20 protein-coding genes are annotated in these 22,523 nt (G+C 64.2%); 10 read left to right on the top strand and 10 right to left on the bottom strand.

Annotated elements, in window-relative coordinates; genetic code table 11:
- Positions 1–8: 8 nt before the first annotated feature.
- From OK352_RS10910 to OK352_RS10900, 3 genes are read right to left on the bottom strand one after another with little or no spacing between them, the layout of a single operon-like run.
- Positions 9–1,169: a D-alanine--D-alanine ligase family protein gene (locus tag OK352_RS10910; protein WP_265141492.1), complete on the bottom strand. Its 1,161-nt coding sequence runs from the start codon at positions 1,167–1,169 to the stop codon at positions 9–11.
- Positions 1,170–1,209: 40 nt separating this feature from the next.
- Positions 1,210–1,653: a GIY-YIG nuclease family protein gene (locus tag OK352_RS10905; protein ID WP_265141491.1), complete on the bottom strand. Its 444-nt coding sequence runs from the start codon at positions 1,651–1,653 to the stop codon at positions 1,210–1,212.
- A gap of 52 nt (positions 1,654–1,705) precedes the next feature.
- Positions 1,706–2,380, bottom strand: coding sequence for an alpha/beta hydrolase (locus OK352_RS10900; protein WP_265141490.1), 675 nt, complete (start codon positions 2,378–2,380; stop codon positions 1,706–1,708).
- Between the two features lie 202 nt (positions 2,381–2,582).
- Between OK352_RS10900 and OK352_RS10895 the strand changes: the two genes are divergently transcribed.
- Both OK352_RS10895 and OK352_RS10890 read left to right on the top strand, forming a co-directional pair.
- Positions 2,583–3,161, top strand: coding sequence for an NUDIX hydrolase family protein (locus OK352_RS10895; RefSeq protein WP_265141489.1), 579 nt, complete (start codon positions 2,583–2,585; stop codon positions 3,159–3,161).
- A gap of 35 nt (positions 3,162–3,196) precedes the next feature.
- Positions 3,197–4,723: a hypothetical protein gene (locus OK352_RS10890; protein ID WP_265141488.1), complete on the top strand. Its 1,527-nt coding sequence runs from the start codon at positions 3,197–3,199 to the stop codon at positions 4,721–4,723.
- A gap of 126 nt (positions 4,724–4,849) precedes the next feature.
- On the opposite strand, the gene OK352_RS10885 is transcribed toward OK352_RS10890, so the two are convergent.
- Positions 4,850–7,840 carry an alpha-mannosidase gene (locus tag OK352_RS10885; protein ID WP_265141487.1) on the bottom strand — a complete coding sequence of 997 codons (2,991 nt, stop codon included), beginning with the start codon at positions 7,838–7,840 and terminating at the stop codon, positions 4,850–4,852.
- An 88-nt stretch (positions 7,841–7,928) separates the two neighbouring features.
- Positions 7,929–8,444 (bottom strand): GNAT family N-acetyltransferase, encoded by a 516-nt coding sequence (locus tag OK352_RS10880; protein WP_265141486.1) that lies wholly within the window; start codon positions 8,442–8,444, stop codon positions 7,929–7,931.
- A gap of 104 nt (positions 8,445–8,548) precedes the next feature.
- Here OK352_RS10880 and OK352_RS10875 point away from each other — a divergent pair, with 104 nt between their 5' ends.
- Positions 8,549–9,625 (top strand): magnesium and cobalt transport protein CorA, encoded by a 1,077-nt coding sequence (locus OK352_RS10875; protein ID WP_265141485.1) that lies wholly within the window; start codon positions 8,549–8,551, stop codon positions 9,623–9,625.
- A gap of 378 nt (positions 9,626–10,003) precedes the next feature.
- Here the strand turns inward: OK352_RS10875 and OK352_RS10870 are convergent, their stop codons facing one another.
- Both OK352_RS10870 and OK352_RS10865 read right to left on the bottom strand, forming a co-directional pair.
- Entirely contained in the window at positions 10,004–11,569 is a 1,566-nt protein-coding gene (locus OK352_RS10870) for a DEAD/DEAH box helicase (protein WP_265141484.1), read from the bottom strand.
- A gap of 193 nt (positions 11,570–11,762) precedes the next feature.
- Complete coding sequence (locus tag OK352_RS10865) at positions 11,763–12,305, bottom strand: hypothetical protein (RefSeq protein WP_265141483.1); 543 nt, start codon at positions 12,303–12,305, stop codon at positions 11,763–11,765.
- Between the two features lie 103 nt (positions 12,306–12,408).
- Here OK352_RS10865 and OK352_RS10860 point away from each other — a divergent pair, with 103 nt between their 5' ends.
- The gene (locus OK352_RS10860) at positions 12,409–12,915 is read left to right on the top strand and encodes an EVE domain-containing protein (protein ID WP_265141482.1); all 507 of its coding nucleotides are present in this window, start codon (positions 12,409–12,411) and stop codon (positions 12,913–12,915) included.
- 101 nt (positions 12,916–13,016) lie between these two features.
- Positions 13,017–13,706 (top strand): 2-phosphosulfolactate phosphatase, encoded by a 690-nt coding sequence (locus OK352_RS10855; RefSeq protein ID WP_265141481.1) that lies wholly within the window; start codon positions 13,017–13,019, stop codon positions 13,704–13,706.
- Here the strand turns inward: OK352_RS10855 and OK352_RS10850 are convergent.
- The 3 genes from OK352_RS10850 to OK352_RS10840 form a co-directional block, all read right to left on the bottom strand.
- A complete protein-coding gene (locus OK352_RS10850) occupies positions 13,688–14,344 on the bottom strand; it encodes a CGNR zinc finger domain-containing protein (protein ID WP_265141480.1) in 657 nt (218 codons plus the stop codon). The genes OK352_RS10855 and OK352_RS10850 overlap by 19 nt on opposite strands.
- Before the next feature lie 84 nt (positions 14,345–14,428).
- On the bottom strand, positions 14,429–15,937 hold the full coding sequence (locus OK352_RS10845; protein WP_265141479.1) for an arabinosylfuranosidase ArfA: 1,509 nt from the start codon (positions 15,935–15,937) through the stop codon (positions 14,429–14,431).
- A 79-nt stretch (positions 15,938–16,016) separates the two neighbouring features.
- Positions 16,017–17,003 (bottom strand): LacI family DNA-binding transcriptional regulator, encoded by a 987-nt coding sequence (locus tag OK352_RS10840; protein WP_265141478.1) that lies wholly within the window; start codon positions 17,001–17,003, stop codon positions 16,017–16,019.
- Positions 17,004–17,225: 222 nt separating this feature from the next.
- Between OK352_RS10840 and OK352_RS10835 the strand changes: the two genes are divergently transcribed.
- The 5 genes from OK352_RS10835 to OK352_RS10815 all read left to right on the top strand — a co-directional run bounded on the left by OK352_RS10835 (position 17,226) and on the right by OK352_RS10815 (position 22,483).
- Positions 17,226–18,506 (top strand): extracellular solute-binding protein, encoded by a 1,281-nt coding sequence (locus OK352_RS10835; RefSeq protein ID WP_265141477.1) that lies wholly within the window; start codon positions 17,226–17,228, stop codon positions 18,504–18,506.
- 83 nt (positions 18,507–18,589) lie between these two features.
- Entirely contained in the window at positions 18,590–19,435 is an 846-nt protein-coding gene (locus OK352_RS10830) for a carbohydrate ABC transporter permease (protein WP_265141475.1), read from the top strand.
- Complete coding sequence (locus OK352_RS10825) at positions 19,432–20,259, top strand: carbohydrate ABC transporter permease (RefSeq protein ID WP_265141474.1); 828 nt, start codon at positions 19,432–19,434, stop codon at positions 20,257–20,259. The genes OK352_RS10830 and OK352_RS10825 overlap by 4 nt, the downstream gene beginning before the upstream one ends.
- Complete coding sequence (locus OK352_RS10820; RefSeq protein WP_265141473.1) at positions 20,256–21,476, top strand: Gfo/Idh/MocA family protein; 1,221 nt, start codon at positions 20,256–20,258, stop codon at positions 21,474–21,476. The genes OK352_RS10825 and OK352_RS10820 overlap by 4 nt, the downstream gene beginning before the upstream one ends.
- A complete protein-coding gene (locus OK352_RS10815) occupies positions 21,473–22,483 on the top strand; it encodes a sugar phosphate isomerase/epimerase family protein (RefSeq protein WP_265141472.1) in 1,011 nt (336 codons plus the stop codon). The genes OK352_RS10820 and OK352_RS10815 overlap by 4 nt, the downstream gene beginning before the upstream one ends.
- Positions 22,484–22,523 lie beyond the last annotated feature (40 nt).

Raw genomic sequence — 22,523 nt, 5'->3', positions numbered from 1 at the left:
TGACACGCTCAGCCGATGCGCAGCCGCGCGCACGCGCAGATACGTTCACAGAGCTCGTCGTAGTCGATACCGGCGGCCGCCGCGGACTGCGGGAGCAGGCTGGTCGCGGTCATCCCGGGCAGGCTGTTCGCTTCGATGACCCAGAGTGTTCCGTGCTCGTCGAGCCGAAAGTCGGTGCGGCTGTATGAGTCGAGTCTGAGGGTGCGGTGCACGTGGAGGGCGATCGAGCGGGCAGCATCCTCGATTTCTGAGGGAATGTCTGCGGGAAAGACTTCGCGGACGGCACCCGCCTGGTACTTGTCCTGATAGGTGAATGCCTCGTCGGGGTGGATGATGATCTCGCCGACGGCGAGCGGCTCGTCATCGAGTACGCCGACGGTGAGTTCGCGACCCCGGATGAACGCCTCAATCATGACGGGGCCAAATGCGGATGCTGTCGCCACAGCGTCAGCGATGTCGCCGGGGTTACGGACGACGGAGAGTCCCACTGTCGAGCCCTGGCTCGCGGGTTTGACGATCACCGGGAAGCCGAGTCTTGTCTGAATCTCATGGACAGTGGTGTCTGCAGCTTCGGCATCGGAGGCAGATGCCTCTGCTGGTGCTGCCTCTGCTGGTGCCGTTCCAGGTGGTCTTTCCCCTCCCGTCTCAGCTCCGGCGTTAGCTGTTGCTTCGCCCGTCTCATACGTTCCCACATCCGTTCGCGGGCGCGGCACTGACCCTGATGCCATGAACCAGTCGGGGGTGCGGATTCCTGCGTCGCGCAGCAGCGACTTGCTGATGTCCTTGTCGAGCGCGAGCCCGCTGCCGAGCGGACCTGAGCCGGTGTAGGGGATGCCGGCGAGTTCGAGGAGTGCTTGAAGCCGGCCGTCTTCGCCGGTTCCGCCGTGCAGGGCGAGAAATACGAGATCAACGTTTGCGACCTCGGCGGGCAGCCGGAGGGCGTCGTCGGATTGGCGGGCGACGGTGAGGTCAAGTCCCGTTGGAGGTGCGTTGCCGACCGCAGGGGAGAGGTGGGCGGCTTCATCGGCGCGCCCGATTACTCCGAAGGCGGTATCGACAACGTTCACGTCGTGCCCTTGGCGGCGGAGGGCGGGGACGATCTGCGAGGCGCTGGCAATCGACACGTCTCGCTCTTCGCTTGCTCCTCCGAAGAGTACGGCAACTCGCATCTCAGCACTGTAACAGCGGTATCCGGCAGGGCCAGGTGGTTCAGAGGTCGAGGGAGTTCGCGCGCTTTAGTGCTGTGCTCACCCACCGCGCGTAGGCGTGCCACGGATCGTCGCCCTGAGATAGTGCCGCAGCGTGCTGCAGAAGTCGTGGATCGGCACTGAACCATTCACCGCCTTCGCGGAGATCGGCGAACTGTGTGTGCCGGGCCTGTTCAAGGTCGCGTCCGCCCGGCTCGAAGGCGAGAATCTCGTCGTGCCACAACGTTGCGAGTCGCTGATGAGGGTTGGCGGAGGTGCCGATTTTCACGCGATCTGCCCAGCGAATGTAGTAGACGACGTGAATGAGTGGGCGTGGGAGCTCTGGATCCGGAACGTCGCCAACGCGCCAGTCGCAGATGCAGCAGTGCCAACCATTGGTGCGCTTGACACCGTTCGGCGATCCGCAGAGGCGGCAAACGCCGGGCATGGTTCCGAAAACAGGCATGGCGAAAGCCTATGAGCGGCGCCCGACACCAACATGGCGATCTAACAGGGCGTCAGAGATTGCGTTCGATGAACGCTCGGATGTCGGCGACACCCTGCTGGTTGATCCCGTGTGAAAGGCCTTCATAGATGCGCCCCGACAGCGTCGAGTGCGTAGGCAGCCAGTCAGTGGTGCGCACGATCGCCGATTCGGCGATCACATCGTCCGCGCTTCCGCGGCCCCAGAACACCGGTGGTTTTCTCTCGGCGAGGTCGGCATCGCCCGGCTCTTCGCCGGGAGCGATGAAGCCCGAGAGAACAAGCCCGTAGGCGAATCGTGACGGGGCGTTGCGCAACAGCTGCAGCACCATTGCTCCGCCCTGCGAGAAGCCAAGGAGCCCGACTGAGGGCGGGGTGACCGTAAGGTTGTCGAGCCATGTGAGCACGGCTCGCGCTGAATCGTTGATCTCTTCGCTGTCCGGGCCCTTCTCGGTGCCTGCCGTGAACCACGACCAGCCATCGATCGGCCACGGCGCGGTATGCGGAGCGCGCACAGACGCAATAACGAGCTCCAGCGGGAGTGACGGCGCGAGACCGAACAGGTCGCTCTCGTTGGACCCATACCCGTGCATGAGTACGAGCAGCGGACGCCCCTCGCGATCAGCCTCGGACGCTGACCAGAGGACAGCATCCGGATCAATCGCTGTATCAGTCGGCTGAGGATCGGGCTGTGCTGAGTCCGTCGGCATTGCGTCTGCCTGCGGGTGATCAGGACGCACCGGATCGTTATGTGCATCGCTGGGGCGTGCTGAGCCGGATTGCGCACCGGTGGAATTCTCGGGGCCCGGCGATTCGGGAGCCATCGCTCGTCTTCCTCCTCTGGTCTCGGGTGAATGTCAGCTTACCGGCGCGCTCCGACACCGCTGTCAGTCGTTCTTGCAACAATGGAGCATGGCCGTTCGCACTCCTGACCCTGATCAGCCTGACGAGCCCGAAGAGCCGCAGGGCAATCGGGCACCCGGCTGGCTCAGCGATATTGAGCTCGAGCAGATTCGGCACCGCCTGCCTCTGCTCTACGTCGAGGCCGTCCCTGTTCGTGTCGACGGTATGGGCGTGGTCACTGAAGTGGGCGTGCTGCTCCGCGCAACGGCCACGGGCCAGATGACCCGAACGCTCGTCTCGGGGCGTGTGATGTATGGCGAGACACTTCGCGATGCCCTCTTTCGGCACCTGGAGAAAGATCTCGGTCCGATGGCCTTTCCGTTGCTTCCTGCGTCACCGGTGCCGTTCACCGTGGCCGAGTATTTTCCGATGCCTGGTCTCACGCCGTTCTCTGACGAACGTCAGCACGCTGTCTCACTCGCATACGTTGTGCCCGTCACGGGAACATGTGACCCGAGACAGGATGCTCTCGAGCTCACGTGGATGCCGCCGGAGGAAGCACAGTCCGACGCCGTGTCCGCCGAGATGGAAGGCGGGCGGGGGACGCTCCTGCGCATGGCACTCGCGAGTGTGGGCCGCATCAGCTGAACATATCGTCAGCGCCCTTCCCTAAACTTGAGACTGTGATGTCTGCCGTACGTCGATCTGCCCGCGCCGGTTCGCCGCCGACCGGCCGTTACCGCCAACGTGGCATCAACGTCGAGGTCGAGGCGCTCATCGCTGGACTGTGCTCGGCCCTGATCGCACTCGGTTTTGCGTTCATCGTGTTCGGCGGAATGTCCGTGCCCATCTGGACGGATTGGGCGTGGGGCGAGTGGTCGATCGGCATGGTGTCGGTAAGCGCCGTGGTCGTACTCGGAACCGTTGCCGCGGGCGTGGGATATTGGAGGTCCCGGCGCCTCGTGGGCCAAGAGTGGCGTCTTGAGCTCCCAACGTGGAAGTTCACGCTCGATGCGATCGTCGTTGCGATCGTGCACACGGCGCTCGGTGCCCTGGCGACGGCCGTGCTTCTCTTCGTCGTACAGCTCGCGTTCCGACGTCTCACAATCGATCCTGTGAGCGCCTCCATCGGATGTGCCGTGACCACGGGGCTCGCCGCGTACATGCTGTATCTCGCCGTATCGCGGCTCAACACAGTGAGTCTGTCGCAGCGCATGTTCCTCTTCGTCGGGGTCGGCCTCCTCACGGCCATGGCCACATCAACGGATCCCGTCTGGTGGCGGTACCAGATCAGTGTGCTCGGGGCGTTCGGCAACAGGCCAAGCATCAGCTTCAACGCGATCCTCATTGTCGCCGGCATCCTCGTGACCACATTTGCGCTCTACGTCGATCGTGACATCCGCAACCTGCACACGGCTCGCGTGATTCGCTATCGCGGCGCAGCGCCACTGGTCTCGACGCTGTTCATCGCCATGGGGGTGGCACTCGCGGGCATCGGCATGGTGCCGGTCAACGTAAGCGTCACGGTGCACAACGTCTTCGCGATCGGGCTCTCGGCGATCTTCGGTCTTCTCATGCTGGTCTCTCCGATCGCCCTGCGAGGGATGCCACTGCCGTTCTTTCTCGCAACGCTCGGCGGCCTCGTCCTGCTCATTGGTGCGACGTGGCTGTTCTACGGCCCCAGCATCCTGCCGCTGACCAACTACGAACTCATCGCATTCGGTGTGCTGTTCGCGTGGATCACGATGTTCGTGCGCTTTCTCGCAGCACTGCTTGTGTCGAACGCGGCCGAACTCGAGGCGCGAACGCAGGAACAACTGCAGGAAGCGGCCGGCCCTGCTCAACAAAAGCGATCGCGAGTGTCGTTCAAGCGGGCGACAAAGGCAGAGGAAGCTGCGAGAGCTGCGGCTCCGTGGCCGGAAACGGTGGCTGATTCTGAGCCTGGACGCTCCCGCGAGACCGAAACCGAGACCGAGACTGGGTCTGGACCTGGAACCGAGTCTGGACCTGGAACCGAGTCTGGAACTGGGACTGAGTCTGGGACTGGGGCCGCGTCCGGGACCGGGAACAAGCCCGGGACCGAACCCGACACAGACGCACCAGGGGAAGCCCAACCTGCCGAGCCCTCGCCCCGCACGGTGCCCCTGCCGGACGATCTTCCGCCACAGCCGCCCCTGCCGAACCCACACGACACGGGGCTGCGCCGCTGACCGCGGCCCGTCGGAGTCAACCGAATCAACCGAGCCAGCCGAGTCAGTCGAGACAGCTGAGCCGCCGCGGCACGCTCGGGCACGGCATCCCAGGCCCAGAGCGCGCCGCGGCGCACGGCAGAGAGATCAGCGCACAATGCGGAACGTACGCACCTCGAACGGCGTCAGCGCGAACGCTGCGCCCGTGCGAGCATCCGGAATCTCATCCTCGATGAGTGACACTTCACGGATGCTGCGATGCGCACAGCCCACATCGAGCGTGCCCGCTGCCCGGCGTCCTCGCGATTCGTAGATGCGCACGATCAGGTCGCCCGAACGGTCATCGGCCAGCTTGACGCTCGAGACAATGACGCCCTCGGCTGACACGGCGACGAGCGGTTCCACGTCGCGTGCTCCGGTGACCACGGTCTCCGGAGCATTGAGTGCGATGCCTTCTGCCGTCGCGCTCTCGGGCGTCGCCCCGACTACGAGCCCCGCGGTGATCACGTGGCGTCCGTGGTCGGTGTCGGGGTCCGGGAACCGCGGAGCACGCAGCAGCGACAGGCGCACGGTGGTGGTCACACCAGCATCCGTCGAGTCTCTCGTCGTGTCGTACCCGTAGATCGAGTCGTTGACGAGCGCGACGCCGAAGTCGGGCTCGCGCACGAGCACGAACCGGTGCATTGACGTTTCGAACTTCGCTGCCTCCCAGCTCGTGTTCACATGTGTCGGTCGCGCATGGAACCCGAACTGCGTCTCGGCCTCGGAGTGCGTCGCCTGCACGTCCAACGGGAACGCGAGCTTGAGCAGCTTCTCTGTCTCATGCCAGTCGATCTCTGTGCGCAGCACCACCGTCGCAGCATCCGGTGCCAGGCTGATGGTCTGGCGCAACGACGACTCAGAGAAGCGGCGCTCCAGCGTGACCTCTGCTCTGCCCTCGACGATCCGCGCGGAGAGCGACTCCACGGCACGCAGATCATCGACACGGTTGCGATAGAACCGGTCGATGTCCCAGGCATCCCACATGTTCGGAAAGTCCTGGTGCAGCTGAAAGAGGTTCGCTGCCTCGTCGGGCGCAATCGCGTCGCGCCCGGTTGCCGCGTCGACGGCCGACGTGATCAGGCCTTCAGGTGAGACTGTGACGGTGACGCGATCGTTGGCCAGAACATAGCCGCCATCGCGCTCGGTGAGAGAAACGGCGGGCCCGGATGCTGTGGCAGCAGCCGCGCCGAGCGGAACCGGCCCCGCGACGGACGCCGGGCTGAAGACGATTTCGCGGTCGCCCTCGCCCGCCAGCACGCGGCGTGCTTCGTCGGCAATGTCCCGCGCATCATCGATGATCCCGGCGAACGTCGCAGCGGCCTCGCGATGCACCCACGCGATCGAGGTGCCGGGCAGAATGTCGTGGAACTGCTGAAGAAGCAGCAGCTTCCACAGGCGATCGAGTTCGTCGTAGGGGTACGCGAAGCCCTCGCGCACGGCAGCCGTCGCCGCCCACAGCTCGGCCTCGATGAGTGCCTGCTCGGCATGGCGGTTGCCCGACTTCGTCGCGTGCTGGCTCGTGAGCGTGCCGCGATGCAGCTCGAGGTAGAGCTCACCGACCCACACAGCAGGGTCAGCCAGTTCGGCTTTTGCCGCGTCGAAGAACGCATCCGGATGCTGCCACTCGACGCGCGCGCTTCCCTCGAGGTTCGCCAGGCGCCGCGCCTTGCCCGTCATTTCGCGGGTTGTACCGCCTCCGCCGTCGCCCCAACCGACGGGCGCGATCGACTGCGAGGCAACCCGGTTCTCGCGGAACTGGCGCGTCGATTTCGCGACCTCCTCGCCGGAGAGCTGCGAGTTGTATGTGTCCATCGGCGGAAAGTGCGTGAACATTCGCGACCCGTCGATCCCCTCCCACAAAAAGGAGTGATGGGGAAAGACGTTGCGCTGGTTCCACGAGATCTTCTGCGTGAAGAACCATTCGAACCCGGCACGGCGCATCAGCTGCGGCAGCGCGGGGGAGTATCCGAAGCTGTCGGGAAGCCACACGCCCGTCGAGCGAATGCCGAACTCCGTCTCGAAGAAGCGCTGCCCGTACGAGAACTGCCGCACGAGCGATTCGCCGGTCGGCATCACCGTGTCTGATTCGACCCACATGCCGCCGAGCGGGAGGAACCGGCCCGCCACGACAGCATCCTTCACCCGGGCGTAGACCTCGGGGCGGTGCTCTTTGATCCACGCGTATTGCTGCGCGCTCGACATCCCGTACAGAAAGTCGGGGTCGTTCTCGATCAGCTCGGTCATCGACGATGTCGTGCGGGCCACCTTGCGGATGGTCTCGCGCACGGGCCACAGCCAGGCCGAGTCGATGTGCGCATGGCCGATCGCGGCGATGCGGTGACTGCTCGCCTCGGCAGGGGAAGCGAGAACGTCGCGCAACTCGGCACGAGCATCGGATGCTGTCGCCACAATGCGCTGCAGGTCAAGCCGGTCGAGGGCGTTGTCCAGCGCCTGCAGAATGCGCATGCGGCGGGGCCCGGTTTCGGGGAGCTCGGCTTGAAGCTCACACAGCACCTGCAGGTCGAGCGACAGCTCGAAGACCTCGGGCTCGAAGACGGCGAGCTCCATGCGGCGTGTGCGATACAGCGGCTCGGGCGATGACGTCTCGATGTCTCCCTCCTGTGTCGGGAGGAAGGGGTGGTAATCGAGAAGGACCGGGTTGGACGCTGCTTCGAGGAAGAGCTCGACGGGTTCGCCGCCCTCGGCTGCATCCGCGATCGGGATCCACTGGTTGCGCGGGTTGATGCTCTTCACGGGAGTGCCGTCTGCGCGGTAGACGAGTGCTTCGCACTGGAAACCCGGCATGTTGATGTCGAAGCCGAGGTCAACGCGCGCCTCGACGCGGCGGCCGGCCCAGTCGGAGGGCACCGTGCCGGTGAGGCGAAACCACGTCGTTCCCCAGGCGGGTCCCCATGTGCTGCCGACCTCGAACGGTTCATAGTCGAGGGCGAGCCCCTCAGCAACGGGAACCGGTTCGCCGGGCAAGACGTGGGCATCCACCTGCAGCGGTGAAGCGGCGGAGTAGATCGCTGGAGCGACGCGCTCTGTCAGCACACGTTTAGCGCGCCCGACGGTCAATGACGTGTCATCATGCATGGCAGCCTCCCCAACCGGGTTTCAGAGGATCTCAGCGATTCGCCCCGTCAGCGACCTTCCGGCTCCGGAGACAGAAGCGGATGCTGTCTCAGCGGACGAGCCTCACCTCAAGCAGCTCCTCACCGAGGAACGGCTGCACCTGCTGTGCGCCATCCCGCTTCAGCCCATTGCGCTTATAGAAGCCATGGGCCCGCGGGTTGTCATCGGCGACCCAGAGGTAGCCAGGCCGGTCTCCGCACGCGGCATCGAACAGCTGCTGGCCGATGCCGGTGCCGTGGTAGGCAGCCAGAAGGTAGAGGTAGTAGAGCTCGCGATCGCGCGGGGCGTCCTCGTCGCGGGCGGGGCCCGAGCCGACGAAGCCGACGATCTCTCCGTCGACAAGTGCGACATGTTGATGATATTCGTCGCCCTGCTTCGTCCAGTGGGTCCACAGTTCGGCGAGGCGCAGCGGCGAAACGCGCTCGAGAGCCGCCGCGCTGATCAGGTGATCGTAAGTCTCGTGCCAGCACTTCGCGTGCACGCGGCCGAGCGACTCGGCGTCGACGTCGCGCGCCGGTCGAATGACGACATCGAGAGTGGGAGTGACAGCATCCGTGGTGTCCATATCGAGACGGTACCGCGAGTTCGCGCCCGGTCATAATCGGCAGTGCATCCTCGGTGAGCCGCCGGTGAACGGATGCTCTTTCCCCAAGCGGTGAAAGGGGAGACATGAGCGCAAAACGCACGGGCGAACGGCCACGTCGGAGGTGGGTGCCGCTGTTGGGAAGCCGGGCGGCGATGCCCGCGACGGCGCGTGCCGGGACCGGCGCGGTGCGCACATCGGTGCTCGAAGACGGCCGCCCGATCGAAGGTCTCGACCATGCGAGTCTCGACGACGTCATGGACGCCGTGCAGGCGCGCCAGGGCCGGGTTGCCGTCGTCGCGTATGACCGGCCGGATGACCGCGAGGTCGCTGATCTCGCTGAACGCCTCGATCTTCATCCGGTGCTGGTCGAGGATCTGCTGCACAAGGGGCAGCGCACGAAGATTGAGCGGTACGGTGACACGCTGTTTCTCGTGGTGCGTTCGGCACGATACGACGACGCGATCGAAGACGTCGCCGTGAGCGAATTCCACATCGTCGTGCAGGGGCAGTGGGTGGTGATGGTGCGCCAAGCGGCATCCGATGCCCGCGACTGGCATCCGGACGACTTAACCCAGGATGCTGAGTTGCTGCGCCACGGAACGGAGGCTGTTCTTTACACGGTGCTCGACACGATTGTCGACACGTATGTTCCGGTGATCGACGGTGTGGAGAACGACCTCGCTGAGATCGAGGGCGAAGTATTTGCGGGCGACGCCGCCGTTCCCGAGCGCATCTATCGGCTCGGTCGCGAGGTGAACGATCTGCAGCGTGCGATTGCGCCACTCGAGAAGGTGATTCGCGACCTCATCGCCGGATTTACGAAGTACGGCACGGTCGAGGGGCTGCAGGAGTATCTGCGCAACGTCTCCGACCACGCGACGAGGGCGTCGGCGCGTGTCGGGGATGTGCGGGAGATGCTGGCGCAGATCCTCACCGTCAATGCGACGCTCGTGGGGCAGCGGCAGAACGAAGACATGAAGCGCATCTCGTCGTGGGCGGCGATTCTGTTCGCGCCGACGCTCATCGGGGCGATCTACGGCATGAACTTCGATGTGATGCCCGAGCTGCACTGGGCGCTGGGGTATCCGCTGGCGATCGGCGGGATGCTGTTGATCGCGGTCATCTTGTACATCGTGTTCAAGAAGCAGCGCTGGCTTTAGGCCAGCGCAGAGTGCCGGTCACAGGCTGTCGGGCCGCGGTGGCTGCGGAGTCGCGGTGGTGCCAGGACGCAAGCAGTCGGGCTGCTGGCTGCCGGGCCGCGGTGTTTCAGGTCTGGAAGTGATGCTGCATCACGGATGGACGAGCGGCGTCGTCCTCTTCCGACGGTGGATGTGCAGCATCGTCGACCTCAGCGTGATGCACCGGTCCGCATCGTCGCCGTGTCGCGGGTGGATCAGCAATATCGTTGTGTCGTGTGCGGTCGGCCCGCATCGTTGCCCTGCTGAGAACCGGAACTAGGACAGAACGCCGAAGCTAGGACGTTTCTCGAGAAAACATCCTAGCTACGGCGTTGCGTCCTTGCTTGGGTGCTGTTCGCGTTAGCGGGACGACACTCGGCGGTGGGTGCGCTCGGTTCGCGGCGCTCCGGACGACGACGTGCTGTACACGCTGGGCGCGGACGTGCGACCCTGCCCAGCGCCGCGCTGGCCGGAACGACCCTGGCCAGAACGCTGCTGCCCGGGGCGGCCGCCGGAGCGAGTCTGCCCCGACCGTCCGGCACCCGCCGCGGCGGGACGGCCCGACCGGTCGCGTCGCGGAGCGTCGTCGCGCTCGCCGCGTCCGGAACTGCGCTGGCCTCCCTGACCGCGCTGTCCGCGCTGACCAGCATCCTGACCGCCCTGACGGTTGGCGCGCTTGCGACGTGCATTTGCGCCCTGCGACTTTCCGCCTCCCTGCTGCTGCACGGGCTTGGCGACCGGCTTGACGTACGGAGCCTCCTCGCCGACCAGCTCGACGACGGTGGGCGACGTGGCGGTCACGGTCTGCGGGGTCACCGTGATGGCGGCCTTGCGCAAGAGCTTTTTGAGGTCATCACGCTGCACGGGAAGGCACACAGTGGCCACGGTTCCCGCGCTGCCGGCCCGAGCCGTGCGGCCCGAACGGTGCAGATACGCCTTGTGCTCGATGGGCGGATCCACGTGCACAACGAGCTCGACGTTGTCGACGTGCACTCCGCGCGCGGCAACGTCCGTGGCGACGAGCACACGGGCACTTCCATCGCTGAACGCGGCAAGGTTACGGTCGCGCTGAGGCTGCGACAGGTTGCCGTGCAGGTCGACGGAGGGGATTCCGGATGCTGTCAGCTGCCGCGCCAGCTTCTTGGCGTGGTGCTTCGTGCGTGTGAAGAGGATGCGTCGGCCGAGGCCCGAGGCGAGCTTCTCGACGAGTTCCTTCTTGGCATCTGCGTCGTTCACGAAGAACACGTGGTGCGTCATCGCCTCGACGGGACTGGTCTCGTCGTCAACCGAGTGCGTGACGGGGTTGTGCAAGAAGCGCTTCACGATCTTGTCTACGCCGTTGTCGAGCGTCGCCGAGAACAGCATCCGCTGGCCATTTGCCGGCGTGGCAGCGAGGATGCGCGTGACGACGGGCAGGAACCCAAGGTCGGCCATGTGGTCGGCCTCGTCGAGCACGGTGATCTCGACAGCGTCGAGGCGCACGTGGCCCTGGTTCATGAGGTCTTCGAGACGGCCCGGGCAGGCGACGACGATGTCGACGCCAGCGTTCAGGGCCTCGACCTGGCGGCGCTGGTTGATGCCGCCGTAGATGGTGGTGGTCTTCATGCCGTACGCCGCGGCGAGCGGTGCGAGCACAGCGTCGATCTGCGTCGCGAGCTCACGGGTCGGAGCGAGTACGAGGCCGAGGGGGCGACCCGCGCGGCGCTTGCCGCCGGCGAGCTCTGTGCCGAGGCGCGCGACCATCGGAATGGAGAACGCGAGGGTCTTGCCGCTTCCGGTGCGTCCGCGGCCGAGCACGTCGCGCCCGCCGAGCGTGTCGGGCAGGGTGTCGACCTGGATCGGGAAAGCGTCGGTCTTGCCGTCCTTCGCGAGGATGGAGACGAGGGGAGCAGGCACGCCGAGCGCGCTGAATGTGATTTGAGACATGGTGCCTTTCAGGCATCGAGATCCGCACTTCAGGCGGAGAAGTGGCGAAGACGCGGGATCGCGCATTCGTTCGCCGTATGAAAGTCATCGACCCGTTGCCGGGGAGAGGGAGCGTTCTACGACGCAGGGGGCATAACGTTGCCCGCAAGTGAGAACAGTCTAGCGCATGGATGCTGTGTGGCTGCCGTCGTGCTCAGTCAGCCCGCAGCTCGGGATCGAACGCCCAGTTCGGCGCCATCGACCGCAGTCGGGCACCGCGCCACTGCCAGATCGCCCAGAGCGGATACCAAAACGCCCCCGCGGCCGGGCCGTGGAAGGTCAGCCGGTCGCGCAATAGTGTTCGGAGGGGCTGTTCAGGCAGACCAGAGTCCTCGTGCTGACCAGCGGGCCGACCACCGGGCTTACCGCTGTCGGGTGCCCGCGAGATCGCCATGCGGTGGTTCCATCCGCGCAGGGCACTGAGCGGTCCGGTCGATGGGCCGCCGGTATCCCGCAAAATCGTTACTCCGGCGTGGCTGGACTCGTCGTACTCGAGCGTGATGAGCTGTCGGCCAAGGGGAAGGACGCCGGCAAACGACAGCGGAACCTCGTCCACTTTGTTGCTCCAGAGTGTCTCGCCTCCCGTGCCGACGCTCAGCAGTGGCGCGTAGAGCTCGCGCATGACTGTCGGCGACCTCAGGGCGCGCCACGCGGCGGACGGATCGGTGTCGAGCACCAGTTTCAGCTGCACGTGCATGTTCTCAGTGTGGCGCACCGCGCTACGGGTTCCCTGCACAGCGTCCGTGCCGTGTGCACGAGTCCGGGGCGACAGTGACGGGGGTTTCCGGTAGAACTGTGACATGGCGATTCGGTTCTGGCTCGGTGTGGTGCAGCGCGACCACGTGCGCGATGCCGTGCGCCTCGGCATCGGCCAGCTCAACCACGGCAGCCGTGAGGCGATCAGTCGGTTGAACGAGGCCGACGGCCTCGTGTATTACTCCCCGCGAGAGACTCGAGACGGCACGCCGCTGCGCGCGTTCACCGCCATCGGGCGGGTCGCCGACAAAGACGTGTATTCGGCAGATCATCGTGCCGACGCATCCGCTCGCCAGTGGCGACGTCGCATCGACTGGTATCGGCCCGCGGTAGAAGCACCGATCCAACCGTTGAAGAAGCATCTCGATCTCACTCAGAACCGCCGCACATGGGGCATCCAGCTGCGGCCCGGCCTCGTGGAGCTCAGCCGACACGATTGGGACCTCATCCGTCATGAGATGCGCATGCCCGCACCCGAAGACCGGCTGCCGAGCGACCGCATCATCGCCGATGTCATTCCCGAGCGCCGAGAGCATCCGCGCTGGTTCTGATACTGCCGCAAAACCTCACGCGCAGGTCCTGATTCTGCCGCGGAGCGTCATACGTTGAAACACAGCGGATGCTGTGCCACGCAGCCGCATAGGCTGGCCGCGTGAGCACAGCAGGTCAGCAGCAACAACGGTACGAAGTTCGGTTCGAGTGGGGGAGCGCCGGGCTCGATGCCATCGCCGAGGGCGTGGGAGCCGTCGTTGTGGTGCAGGGCATCGCCGGCGGGCATCCGATCGCGACCGCGATCGAGGCGCACGGGCGCGTCCGTGCCGAAGACTGGGTCGTGGATGTTGCTCGCACGACCGGGGCGCGTGTGTTCGCCGCCTCGCTGCGCAATCGGACGGCCGTGGCGAAGCGCGTTCTGCAGCACCAGGTCGACCGGGGCGACCGCGTGCGCGTCGCACTCGTGGGTGCGACTGCCCAGGATGCTGGCGGTGCGACGGGTGTTGAGAGCCGGGGCGCTGCAGACCCCGATGGTGACGCGGCGGAATCGGCCGGTGCACATGCCGGTGCCGGGGGCTCGGGGTTCGCCGTGGACGTACTTTTTGCCACGGGCGCCGTGATCGACGCGCTCGCCGCCGTGGGAATTGACTACGCCTCGCCCGAAGCCGCTGCCGCCAGCGCCGCATTCACCGGGCTCGAGCGTGCCGTCGGGCACCTGTATACGGCCTCGACTGCGGGGCAGCGCCTCATCGATCGGGACAAGCGGGACGCCGTCGTTGCCGCCGGGAAAGTCGATGCCAGCGAACTGGTGCCGGTGCTCGGCGACGACGGCTACTGGTCGGCAGTCTGAGCGATCGCGGCCGACGGCTTCTCCGCAGCTTTTGCCCGCTGCCTGGCCCGATGCTGGCGCACCTTGTGACGGTTGCCGCAGCGCTGCATCGAGCACCAGCGACGGGTTCCGGCGCGTGAGATATCGAGGTAGATGAGGTCGCAGTCCGCGGCATCGCAAGTGCGGATCGTTCCCGCATCCTCACCGTTGAACACGGTGACGGCATCGCGTGCAATGGTCGAGAGCGCCTGGGCTGCGCGCGGGCTCGTTCGACCCGCCTGCCGCGAACCGCCGTCGAGGCGCGGCGGCAGGTCGGGCGTTGCGGCATAGAGATTGATGATGTCGACGTCTCGACGCAGCGGGTCTTTGTCGACGGATGCCGCGATGGCCACGTGCGCGATGGCCTCGCGCAGTGTGTGAGCGTCTTTCAGATCGCGTTCGCCCGAAGCTGTGACGGTGTAGCGCTCAGCGAGCCAATCGTCGAGGTCGGCCGCGTTCAGGAGACGTTCCCAACCGTCTGCCTGGGCGCCCCCAGTGCCGGTCATCAGCCCGGTGTATGCGAAGTCGAGGCAGAGGGCGCCAGAATCGAACCACCAGCGGGTACCCTCGCGGGATTCGAGCCACTGCCCGGTCTCTGAAAGGCGTTCCCCCGCAATCACGCATTCACTCTATCCGGTTGTCATCGTGAACGAGTGGGCGCGGTCAGCGCTGAGGACGCCCGGCAGCCAGTGCCGAGCCTCCCTTCACGACTCCCGGTGAGCGGCCACGGCGCTCCACGACACCGGTGGGAGACGAAGAGTCACGACCCCGTCGACAAGTTCTGCCCCGTGGAGCGCCTTCAGACTGACGCGCTCCTGATCATCGATCGTGTTCTTTGCGTACACGTCGTCATCGTGTAGCGTGAGCGCCTCCGTGAGGGATGTGACCTGAAACTCAGTGAGGTCGATGGTCAGGTCAACCGGCTCGGTCAGGCTGCGGTTCACGAGGAAGACAGCGACTGAGTCGTCGTCGTGGGTCACCACGGAATCGACGAGAGATGCCTCCCCATGGACAGCGGTGGCATACGTCGGGGCATCGATGCGTGGCGCAATGACAGTTCCACGTGCGAGCCTGCTCGTCACAGAGAACGGGAAGAACGTCGTCTGCCGCCAGGCGTCACCGCCAGGCTCGGTCCTGATGGGGGCAATCACGTTGACGAGCTGGGCCAATGAGGCCGACCTCACCCGAGCGTGGTTCTTCAGCAGCGTGATCAGGAGGTTGCCGAGGACGACAGCGTCAGCGACGGAGTAGGTGTCTTCGAGCTGACGAGGGGCAATCTGCCATTCCTCGTTTACCTCGTCTGACGCCTTGTGCTCGTCCAGATACCAGATGTTCCATTCGTCAAATGACAGTTGAATCTGCTTCGAGCTGCGGAGCTTCCGGCCGACGTGGTCCACCGTCGCGACGACTGTATCGATGAAGTACTGCATGTCGAGCGATGAGGCGAGGAACGAGCCGAGGTCGCCGCCTCGCTCCTGGTAGTACGCGTGACACGAGATGAAATCGACGTGCTCGTAGGTGTGCTCGAGAACCGTGCGCTCCCAGTCGCCGAATGTTGGCATTCCCGAGCCAGAAGATCCGCACACGACAAGTTGAAGATCATTGTCTGCCGCCTTCATCGCCTGGGCCGTGCGCGCGGCGAGGGCGCCATAATCCTCGGCGCTTCGATAGCCGGTCTGCCAGGGGCCATCCATTTCGTTTCCGAGGCACCACATGCGGATGCCGTGCGGCTCGGTCGTACCATTTGCGATGCGTTGATCGCTCAGCGCCGTTCCCGATGGGTGGTTGCAATATTCAAGAAGATCAAGCGCCTCCTCGATTCCGCGAGTGCCGAGATTCACCGCCATCATGAGCTCGGAATCGGTGAGTGCGAGCCAGCGAGCAAACTCGTCTACGCCTACCTGATTCGTCTCGAGCGAATGCCAGGCGAGATCTCGGCGTACCGGTCTTTTCTCGCGAGGGCCGACGCTGTCTTCCCAGCGGAATCCCGAAACGAAGTTTCCGCCCGGGTATCGGATCGTTGTCGTTCCCAGTTCCTTCACGAGTTCAACAACGTCGAGACGAAACCCGTCGTCGTTCGCGGTCGGGTGCTCAGGTTCATAGATCCCCGTGTAAACGCATCGCGCGAGATGCTCGACGAAGGCGCCGAAAAGTCTTCGGTTCACGGTGGCGACAGTCTCGGCGCGACGGGCGACGATCGATGCTTTCGTCATGGATACTCCTTTGTCATCGTGATCGCGAATCAGTGAATTGCTGTGGTGTTCTCTCTCGCAGTCGGTTGTACGGGATCCTCTAACGAGGCGCGGCCGTGGACTCCCGGACGACGAGCGAAGTTGCGAGTTGGATATGCATCGACGGCGGGGCTGCCCCCCGTGAGAGACTGAGCACGGTCTCGACGGCCATCGCTCCCATGCCTGCGAGGGGCTGATGCACGGTTGTCAGCTGCGGAGTGGCACGCCGGGCGGCCGACGTATCGTCGAACCCCACGACTGACACATCACCGGGCACTGATTTTCCTGCTTCGCGCGCGGCTTGGATCACTCCGAGTGCGATTTCGTCGTTGCCGCACACGAAGCCGCTTGGGGCCTGTCCGCTTGCCAGCAGTAGCGACGCGTTCTCGTATCCAGTCTGAAACGTGTAGTCGCCACTGACGCTCAGCGCCTCATCGACCGCCAGCCCCGCGCTTTGCAATGCGCTGACATAGCCCTGCCGTCGCTCAATGGAGGGAATCGACCTGGAAAGGCCGCCGATCCAAGCGATGTCTCTGTGCCCAAGGCTGATGAGATGTTCGGTAGCGGTTCGACCACCGTCCCAGTTCGTCGCGCCGATCGAAACAACCCGGCTGTCCTTGGTGTCGATCGGATCGATCATCACGAGGGGAATGCTCATCGAGCGGGCTGTCGTGATCATTGAATCCGAGAGCGTCCCTGTGAGCATGATCAGCCCTGTCGCGTCGACGAGCTCACCGAGCCATTGCTCAGCGGAAGTCGGGTCGTCGTGCTTATCAGTTCGGCGTGCGAGCGTCACCACGAGATCGATCCCTAGCGGCTCCACAGCACGAGCCATTCCGTCGACGACACTCGCTGAGTACGCCGAGTCGAAGCCATGAGAAGCAGCGACGATCGCGGCTCGGCGGCCGGGGGCGGTCTCGACGCTGCGACGGTAGCCGGTCTGCTTTATCGCGTCGAGTACGCGTCGCCGCGTGCCTTCAGCGATTCCTTCGCGTTCGTTGAGCACTTTCGACGCCGTCGCTGCGGATACTCCTGCCATTTGTGCCACCGTGTGCAGTGTCGGCCGGGCTACTTCCAATTGCCACCTCCCAAGAAACTATTTCGACCCTATACCTCGGGGCCGGCTCAGGCCGGAACGTGGCACGAAACCGTTGTCGCGAGAGGTGACCTCTGCTATTCTCTCGAAACAGCGCAGAAATAACTGCGGAAAATATTTCGAATGTACTCAACGACGAGGAAAGGGCGAATCATGATCCGATCGCGAAGGAGAATGACGCTAGGCACGGCGCTCATGGCCACGGCCGCATTGGCACTGAGCGGATGCGGAACGAGCGGCCCCGGTGAAAGCGCTGCCGGCGAGGCGAGCGCATGGGCGACGACCGGTAGTGTGCACGAGCGAATCTGGAAGGAATCGTTCCAGACCTGGAACAGCGAGAATCCCGATTCCGAGATTTCCGTCGAGTGGTTCAACAACGACGCTTATAAGGAGAAGATCCGCACAGCAATCGGAGCGGGAACTGGACCGAGTCTCGTGTTCGGTTGGGGCGGTGGCACACTCGCCGATTACGTAGATCAGGACAAGGTCGTCGATCTCACCGGCAAAGTCACGAACCTTGTCGATCGCGTGCTCCCGTCAGTCGTGAAGAACGGCATGATCGGAGACAAACTCTACGCCGTCCCCAACTCCCAGAGTCAGCCCGTCGTCCTCTACTACAACACCGAGCTTTTCGGGAGCGTTGGCGTCGACGTTCCGGAGACGTGGGACGAGCTTCTCTCGGCTGTCGACGCGTTCGTTGACGCAGGGGTGACCCCGTTCGCGCTCGCCGGAGCGTCGAAATGGCCAGAGCTGATGTGGATTCAGTACCTCACTGACCGCATTGGAGGCCCAGAGGTGTTTGACGCTGTGCTCGCGGGCGAAGAGAACGCCTGGTCAGATCCGGCCATCATCGAAGCTCTCGAGAAGATCCAGGAACTCGTTGATCGCGGCGCATTTGGTGACGGGTATGGCTCCGTCGTGGCAGACACGAGGGCTGATGCAGCGCTCCTGCACACGGGCAAAGCCGCAATGCTGTTGCAAGGCAGCTGGCTGTATTCGTCGTTCCTCACCGACGCCCCGGAATTTGTGGAGCGCGGAGGCCTTGCCACAACGCGCTTCCCGACAATCGAAGGTGGCGCGGGCGACCCCGCGAACATCGTCGGAAACCCAGCAAACTATTGGTCGGTAAGCGCAGATGCGTCGGAAGAAGTGCAGGACGCCGTCACCTCATACCTCGACGAGATGGTGTTCTCTGACGACTACACGACGCAGCTCATCGAAGGCGGCGGAGTTCCACCCGTTGCCGGACTCGAGGAGGAGCTCGCGAAGTCGGACAATGCTGACTTCCTCACCTTCGCGTACGGCCTCGTCAAGAACGCACCGCACTTCCAGCTGTCGTGGGATCAAGCACTGCGGCCCTCCCAAGCCCAGGAGCTGCTGACAAACCTTGACTTGGTCTTCCTGAAGACGTCGACCCCTGAGGAGTTCGTCGACGCGATGAATGGGACTCTCTAGTGGCCGCTACCGTCACTGAACGGCTGGTAGCGGGTGGAGCCGCTCGGCCAGCGACGCGCGTACGTCACGGACCGAGTCCCGTGATGGTCATTCCCGCTCTCGCGTTCTTTGCCGCCTTCGCCCTGATTCCGTTGATCGGCGTGCTTGCGCTGAGCTTTATGAGCTGGGATGGCCTCGGGACACCCACGTGGGCGGGAATCGATAATTGGCTCCGCACGCTCACTTCGCCCGAGACCGGCAACGCAGCCTGGCTCAGCTTCGTGGTGATGGTCGGAAGCTGGCTCATCCAGGCACCGATCAGTCTTCTGCTCGGGGTATTCACGGCGGGCCAGCAGCGTTATCGGGCCGTGCTCGCTGTGCTCTACTTTCTCCCGCTCGTCTTCTCGGCGGCAGCCGTTGCCATCGCTTTCAAATCACTCCTTGATCCGAATTTCGGCCTCGGGAGCGCACTGGGAATCGATGCCCTTGCGCAGAACTGGCTCGGCGATCCGCAGCTCGCGCTCGGCGTCGTGCTTTTCGTGATCGCGTGGAGCTTCATCCCGTTCCATACGCTGCTCTACCAGGCCGGAGTCAAGCAGATCCCGGCGAGCCTATACGAAGCCGCAATGATCGACGGGGCCAGTGTGTGGACAAGGTTCTGGTCGATCACGATCCCACAGCTGCGATACACGATCGTGACGTCATCGACTCTCATGCTCGTCGGTTCGCTCACGTACTTCGATCTGATCTACGTGCTCACCGCGGGCGGCCCCGGCAATGCAACGCGCATCCTTCCCCTTGACATGTACCTCGTTGGGTTCCGCAGCTTCGATATGGGCCGCGCCAGTGTCATCGCCGTGATCCTTGTCGTCGTCGGGTTGACCTTGTCGCTCGTTCTCAATCGGATGAGTGGCGCGAACCGGATGGAAAGTCAGATGGAGGGCGCATGAGCGCGGTCAGAACTCGTCCAAACATCATTGGCGGTCTACTCGGATGGGTCTGGCTCGCGATCATCATCGTGCCGATCTACTACGTGGTGGTCACCAGCATCCGAGAGCAGTCCTCGTTCTTCAGCGAGAATGCGCTGCTTCCACCCGCCGAACCCACGCTTGGCGCGTACATCACGGTTTTGCAGAACGATTTCGCCCTCTATTTCATGAACAGCGTGATTGTGACAGCGTCGACCGTCGCTGTGGTACTCATCGTGTGTGTCATGGCCGCGTACTACGTCGTTCGCAGTAGAACGAAGTTTGCGAAGAACTCGTTCGCGCTCATCCTCCTGGGCATTGCTATCCCGCTTCAGGCGACGATCATCCCGATCTACTACATGATTACGCAGCTTCGGTTATACGACAGTCTGCTTGCGCTGATTCTGCCGTCGATTGCGTTCGCCATTCCCATCACTGTGCTCATCCTCGTGAATTTCATGAGAGACATTCCCAGTGAGCTCTTCGAATCCATGCACATGGACGGTGCAGGTGATTGGCGGATGCTACGAAGTCTTGTCGTGCCACTGGCGAAGCCTGCGATCATCACAGTCGCGATCTATGATGGCCTCAACGTGTGGAACGGCTTCCTCTTTCCACTCGTTCTGACTCAAAGTGCAGACAAGCGGGTACTTCCCCTTTCGCTGTGGGCATACCAAGGTGAGTTTCAGATAAACATTCCTGCAGTGCTCGCTGCGGTCACGCTTTCGGCGCTTCCGATCGTTGTTCTTTACGCTTTGGGACGTCGCCAGCTCGTGAGTGGGCTCACCGCAGGATTCGGAAAATGATGGGAGAACAGGTGATCAAACAACGATTGCGCGTGGGCATGGTCGGCTACGCGTTCATGGGGGCCGCACACTCACACGCGTGGCGCACGGCTCATCGCTTCTTCGACCTTCCGCTGACACCGGAACTCACAGCGATCTGTGGGCGCAACGTCGAGGCGGCAACCGAAGCAGCCGAGCGCATGGGCTGGGCATCCGTCGAGACGGACTGGCGAGAACTCATCGCGCGCGACGACATCGATGTGATCGACATCTGCACGCCGGGCAATACTCACGAGGAGATCGCGACCGCCGCGCTCGCCGCGGGAAAGCACGTGCTGTGCGAGAAGCCGCTCGCCAATTCCGTCGCCGAAGCTGAGCAGATGGCGGATGCCGCAGAGGCAGCAGCCCTGCGGGGAGCGCTCGCGATGTGCGGCTTCACGTACCGGCGCACACCGGCGTTGACACTCGCGAAGAGATTCGTGGACGAGGGGCGGCTCGGCAGCATCCGCCATGTTCGTGCCCAATACCTGCAAGACTGGCTGAGCGACGAGAACGCGCCGCTGACGTGGCGGCTCGATCGTGAGAAGGCGGGGAGCGGTGCGCTCGGCGATATCGGTGCGCACAGCATCGACCTGGCGCAGTGGGTCACAGGGCAGCGCATCGAGGGAGTCTCAGCGCTGACGCACACGTTTGTGGACGAGCGCCCCGTCGGCGGCGACTTCGTGGGACTCGGCGGGCACGGCGACGCGGCGAACGCCGAGAAGGGGCCGGTCACCGTTGACGATGCGGCACTCTTCAGCGCCAGCTTCTCTGGCGGCGCGATTGGCATATTTGAGGCGACGCGGTATGCACTCGGCCGGAAGAACGCGATGCGACTCGAGATCAACGGGAGCCTGGGCTCCGTCTCGTTCGACTTCGAGGAGTCGAACGTTCTGAACTACTACGACTCCCGCGACGACGCCGAGGCCATCGGCTTTCGCCGCATCATCGTCACGGAGCCGGAGCATCCCTACGTCGGCAACTGGTGGCCGACCGGGCATGGGCTGGGCTACGAGCACGGTTTCACGCATCAGGTAGTCGACCTCGTGACCGACATCGCCGCAGGCAGACAGCCGAGCCCGTCGTTCGCCGAAGCCGCGCAGGTGCAGCAGGTTCTGCACGCCGTCGAGCGCAGCGCGAGCAGCGATTCGCAGTGGCAGGCGCTCGAGACAGATCGCACAGAAGGAGGAGCGCAATGACGCGTCCGATCACATTATTCACGGGCCAGTGGGCCGACCTGCCGTTCGAGGAGGTCGCACGCCTCGCGGGCGAATGGGGTTACGACGGCCTTGAGATCGCGAGCTGGGGTGACCATCTCGATGTTCGCCGCGCAGCATCCGACCCCGACTACGTGCGCGACAGGCAAGAGATCCTGAGCCGCAACGGACTTAAAGTGTTTGCGATTTCGAACCACCTCGTCGGGCAGGCCGTGTGCGACGACCCGATCGACGAGCGGCACGAGGCGATTCTGCCGGCTCACGTCTGGGGCGACGGAGACGCCGAGGGCGTTCGGCAACGCGCCGCTGACGAGATGAAGACCACCGCGCGGGCGGCCGCTGCCCTCGGCGTTGACGTGGTGACCGGCTTCAGCGGTTCGGCGATCTGGAAGACCGTCGCGGGCTTCCCGCCCGTACCCGACGGCATGATCGATGCCGGCTACAAGGACTTCGCCGACCGATGGAACCCGATCCTTGACGTCTTCGACGAGGTCGGCGTGCGATTCGCTCTCGAGGTGCACCCCTCTGAGATCGCGTATGACTACTGGACGGCGAAGCGTGCCCTCGAAGCCATCGGCGACCGTGATTCATTCGGCTTCAACTTCGACCCGAGCCATTTCGTATGGCAGCAGGTAGACCCCGTGACATTCCTCCTCGACTTCGCGCCGAAGGTCTATCACGTGCACTGCAAGGAGTCTGTCGTGCAGCTCACCGGCGGTCGCAACGGACGACTCGGCTCGCACCTGCCGTGGGGTGACCCGCGGCGCGGGTGGGACTTCGTGTCGACAGGCCACGGGGACGTGCCGTGGGGGCCGATCTTCCGAGCACTCAACGCGATCGGGTACGAGGGCCCCACAAGCGTGGAATGGGAAGACGCCGGCATGGATCGCCTCGTTGGCGGGTCAGAGGCTCTTGAGTTCGTGCGCACACTCGCGAAGATCAGCCCACCGGATGCTGCGTTCGACGCCGCATTCTCACGGAAAAAGTAGCTCGCACACGACAACGCATACAGGGAAGTAGACACAACGA

Source organism: Microbacterium sp. MPKO10, assembly GCF_026107415.2.
Lineage (GTDB): Bacteria > Actinomycetota > Actinomycetes > Actinomycetales > Microbacteriaceae > Paramicrobacterium.
Note: the sequence above shows the minus strand (reverse complement) of the source record. Positions and strands in the feature narration are given on the sequence as shown.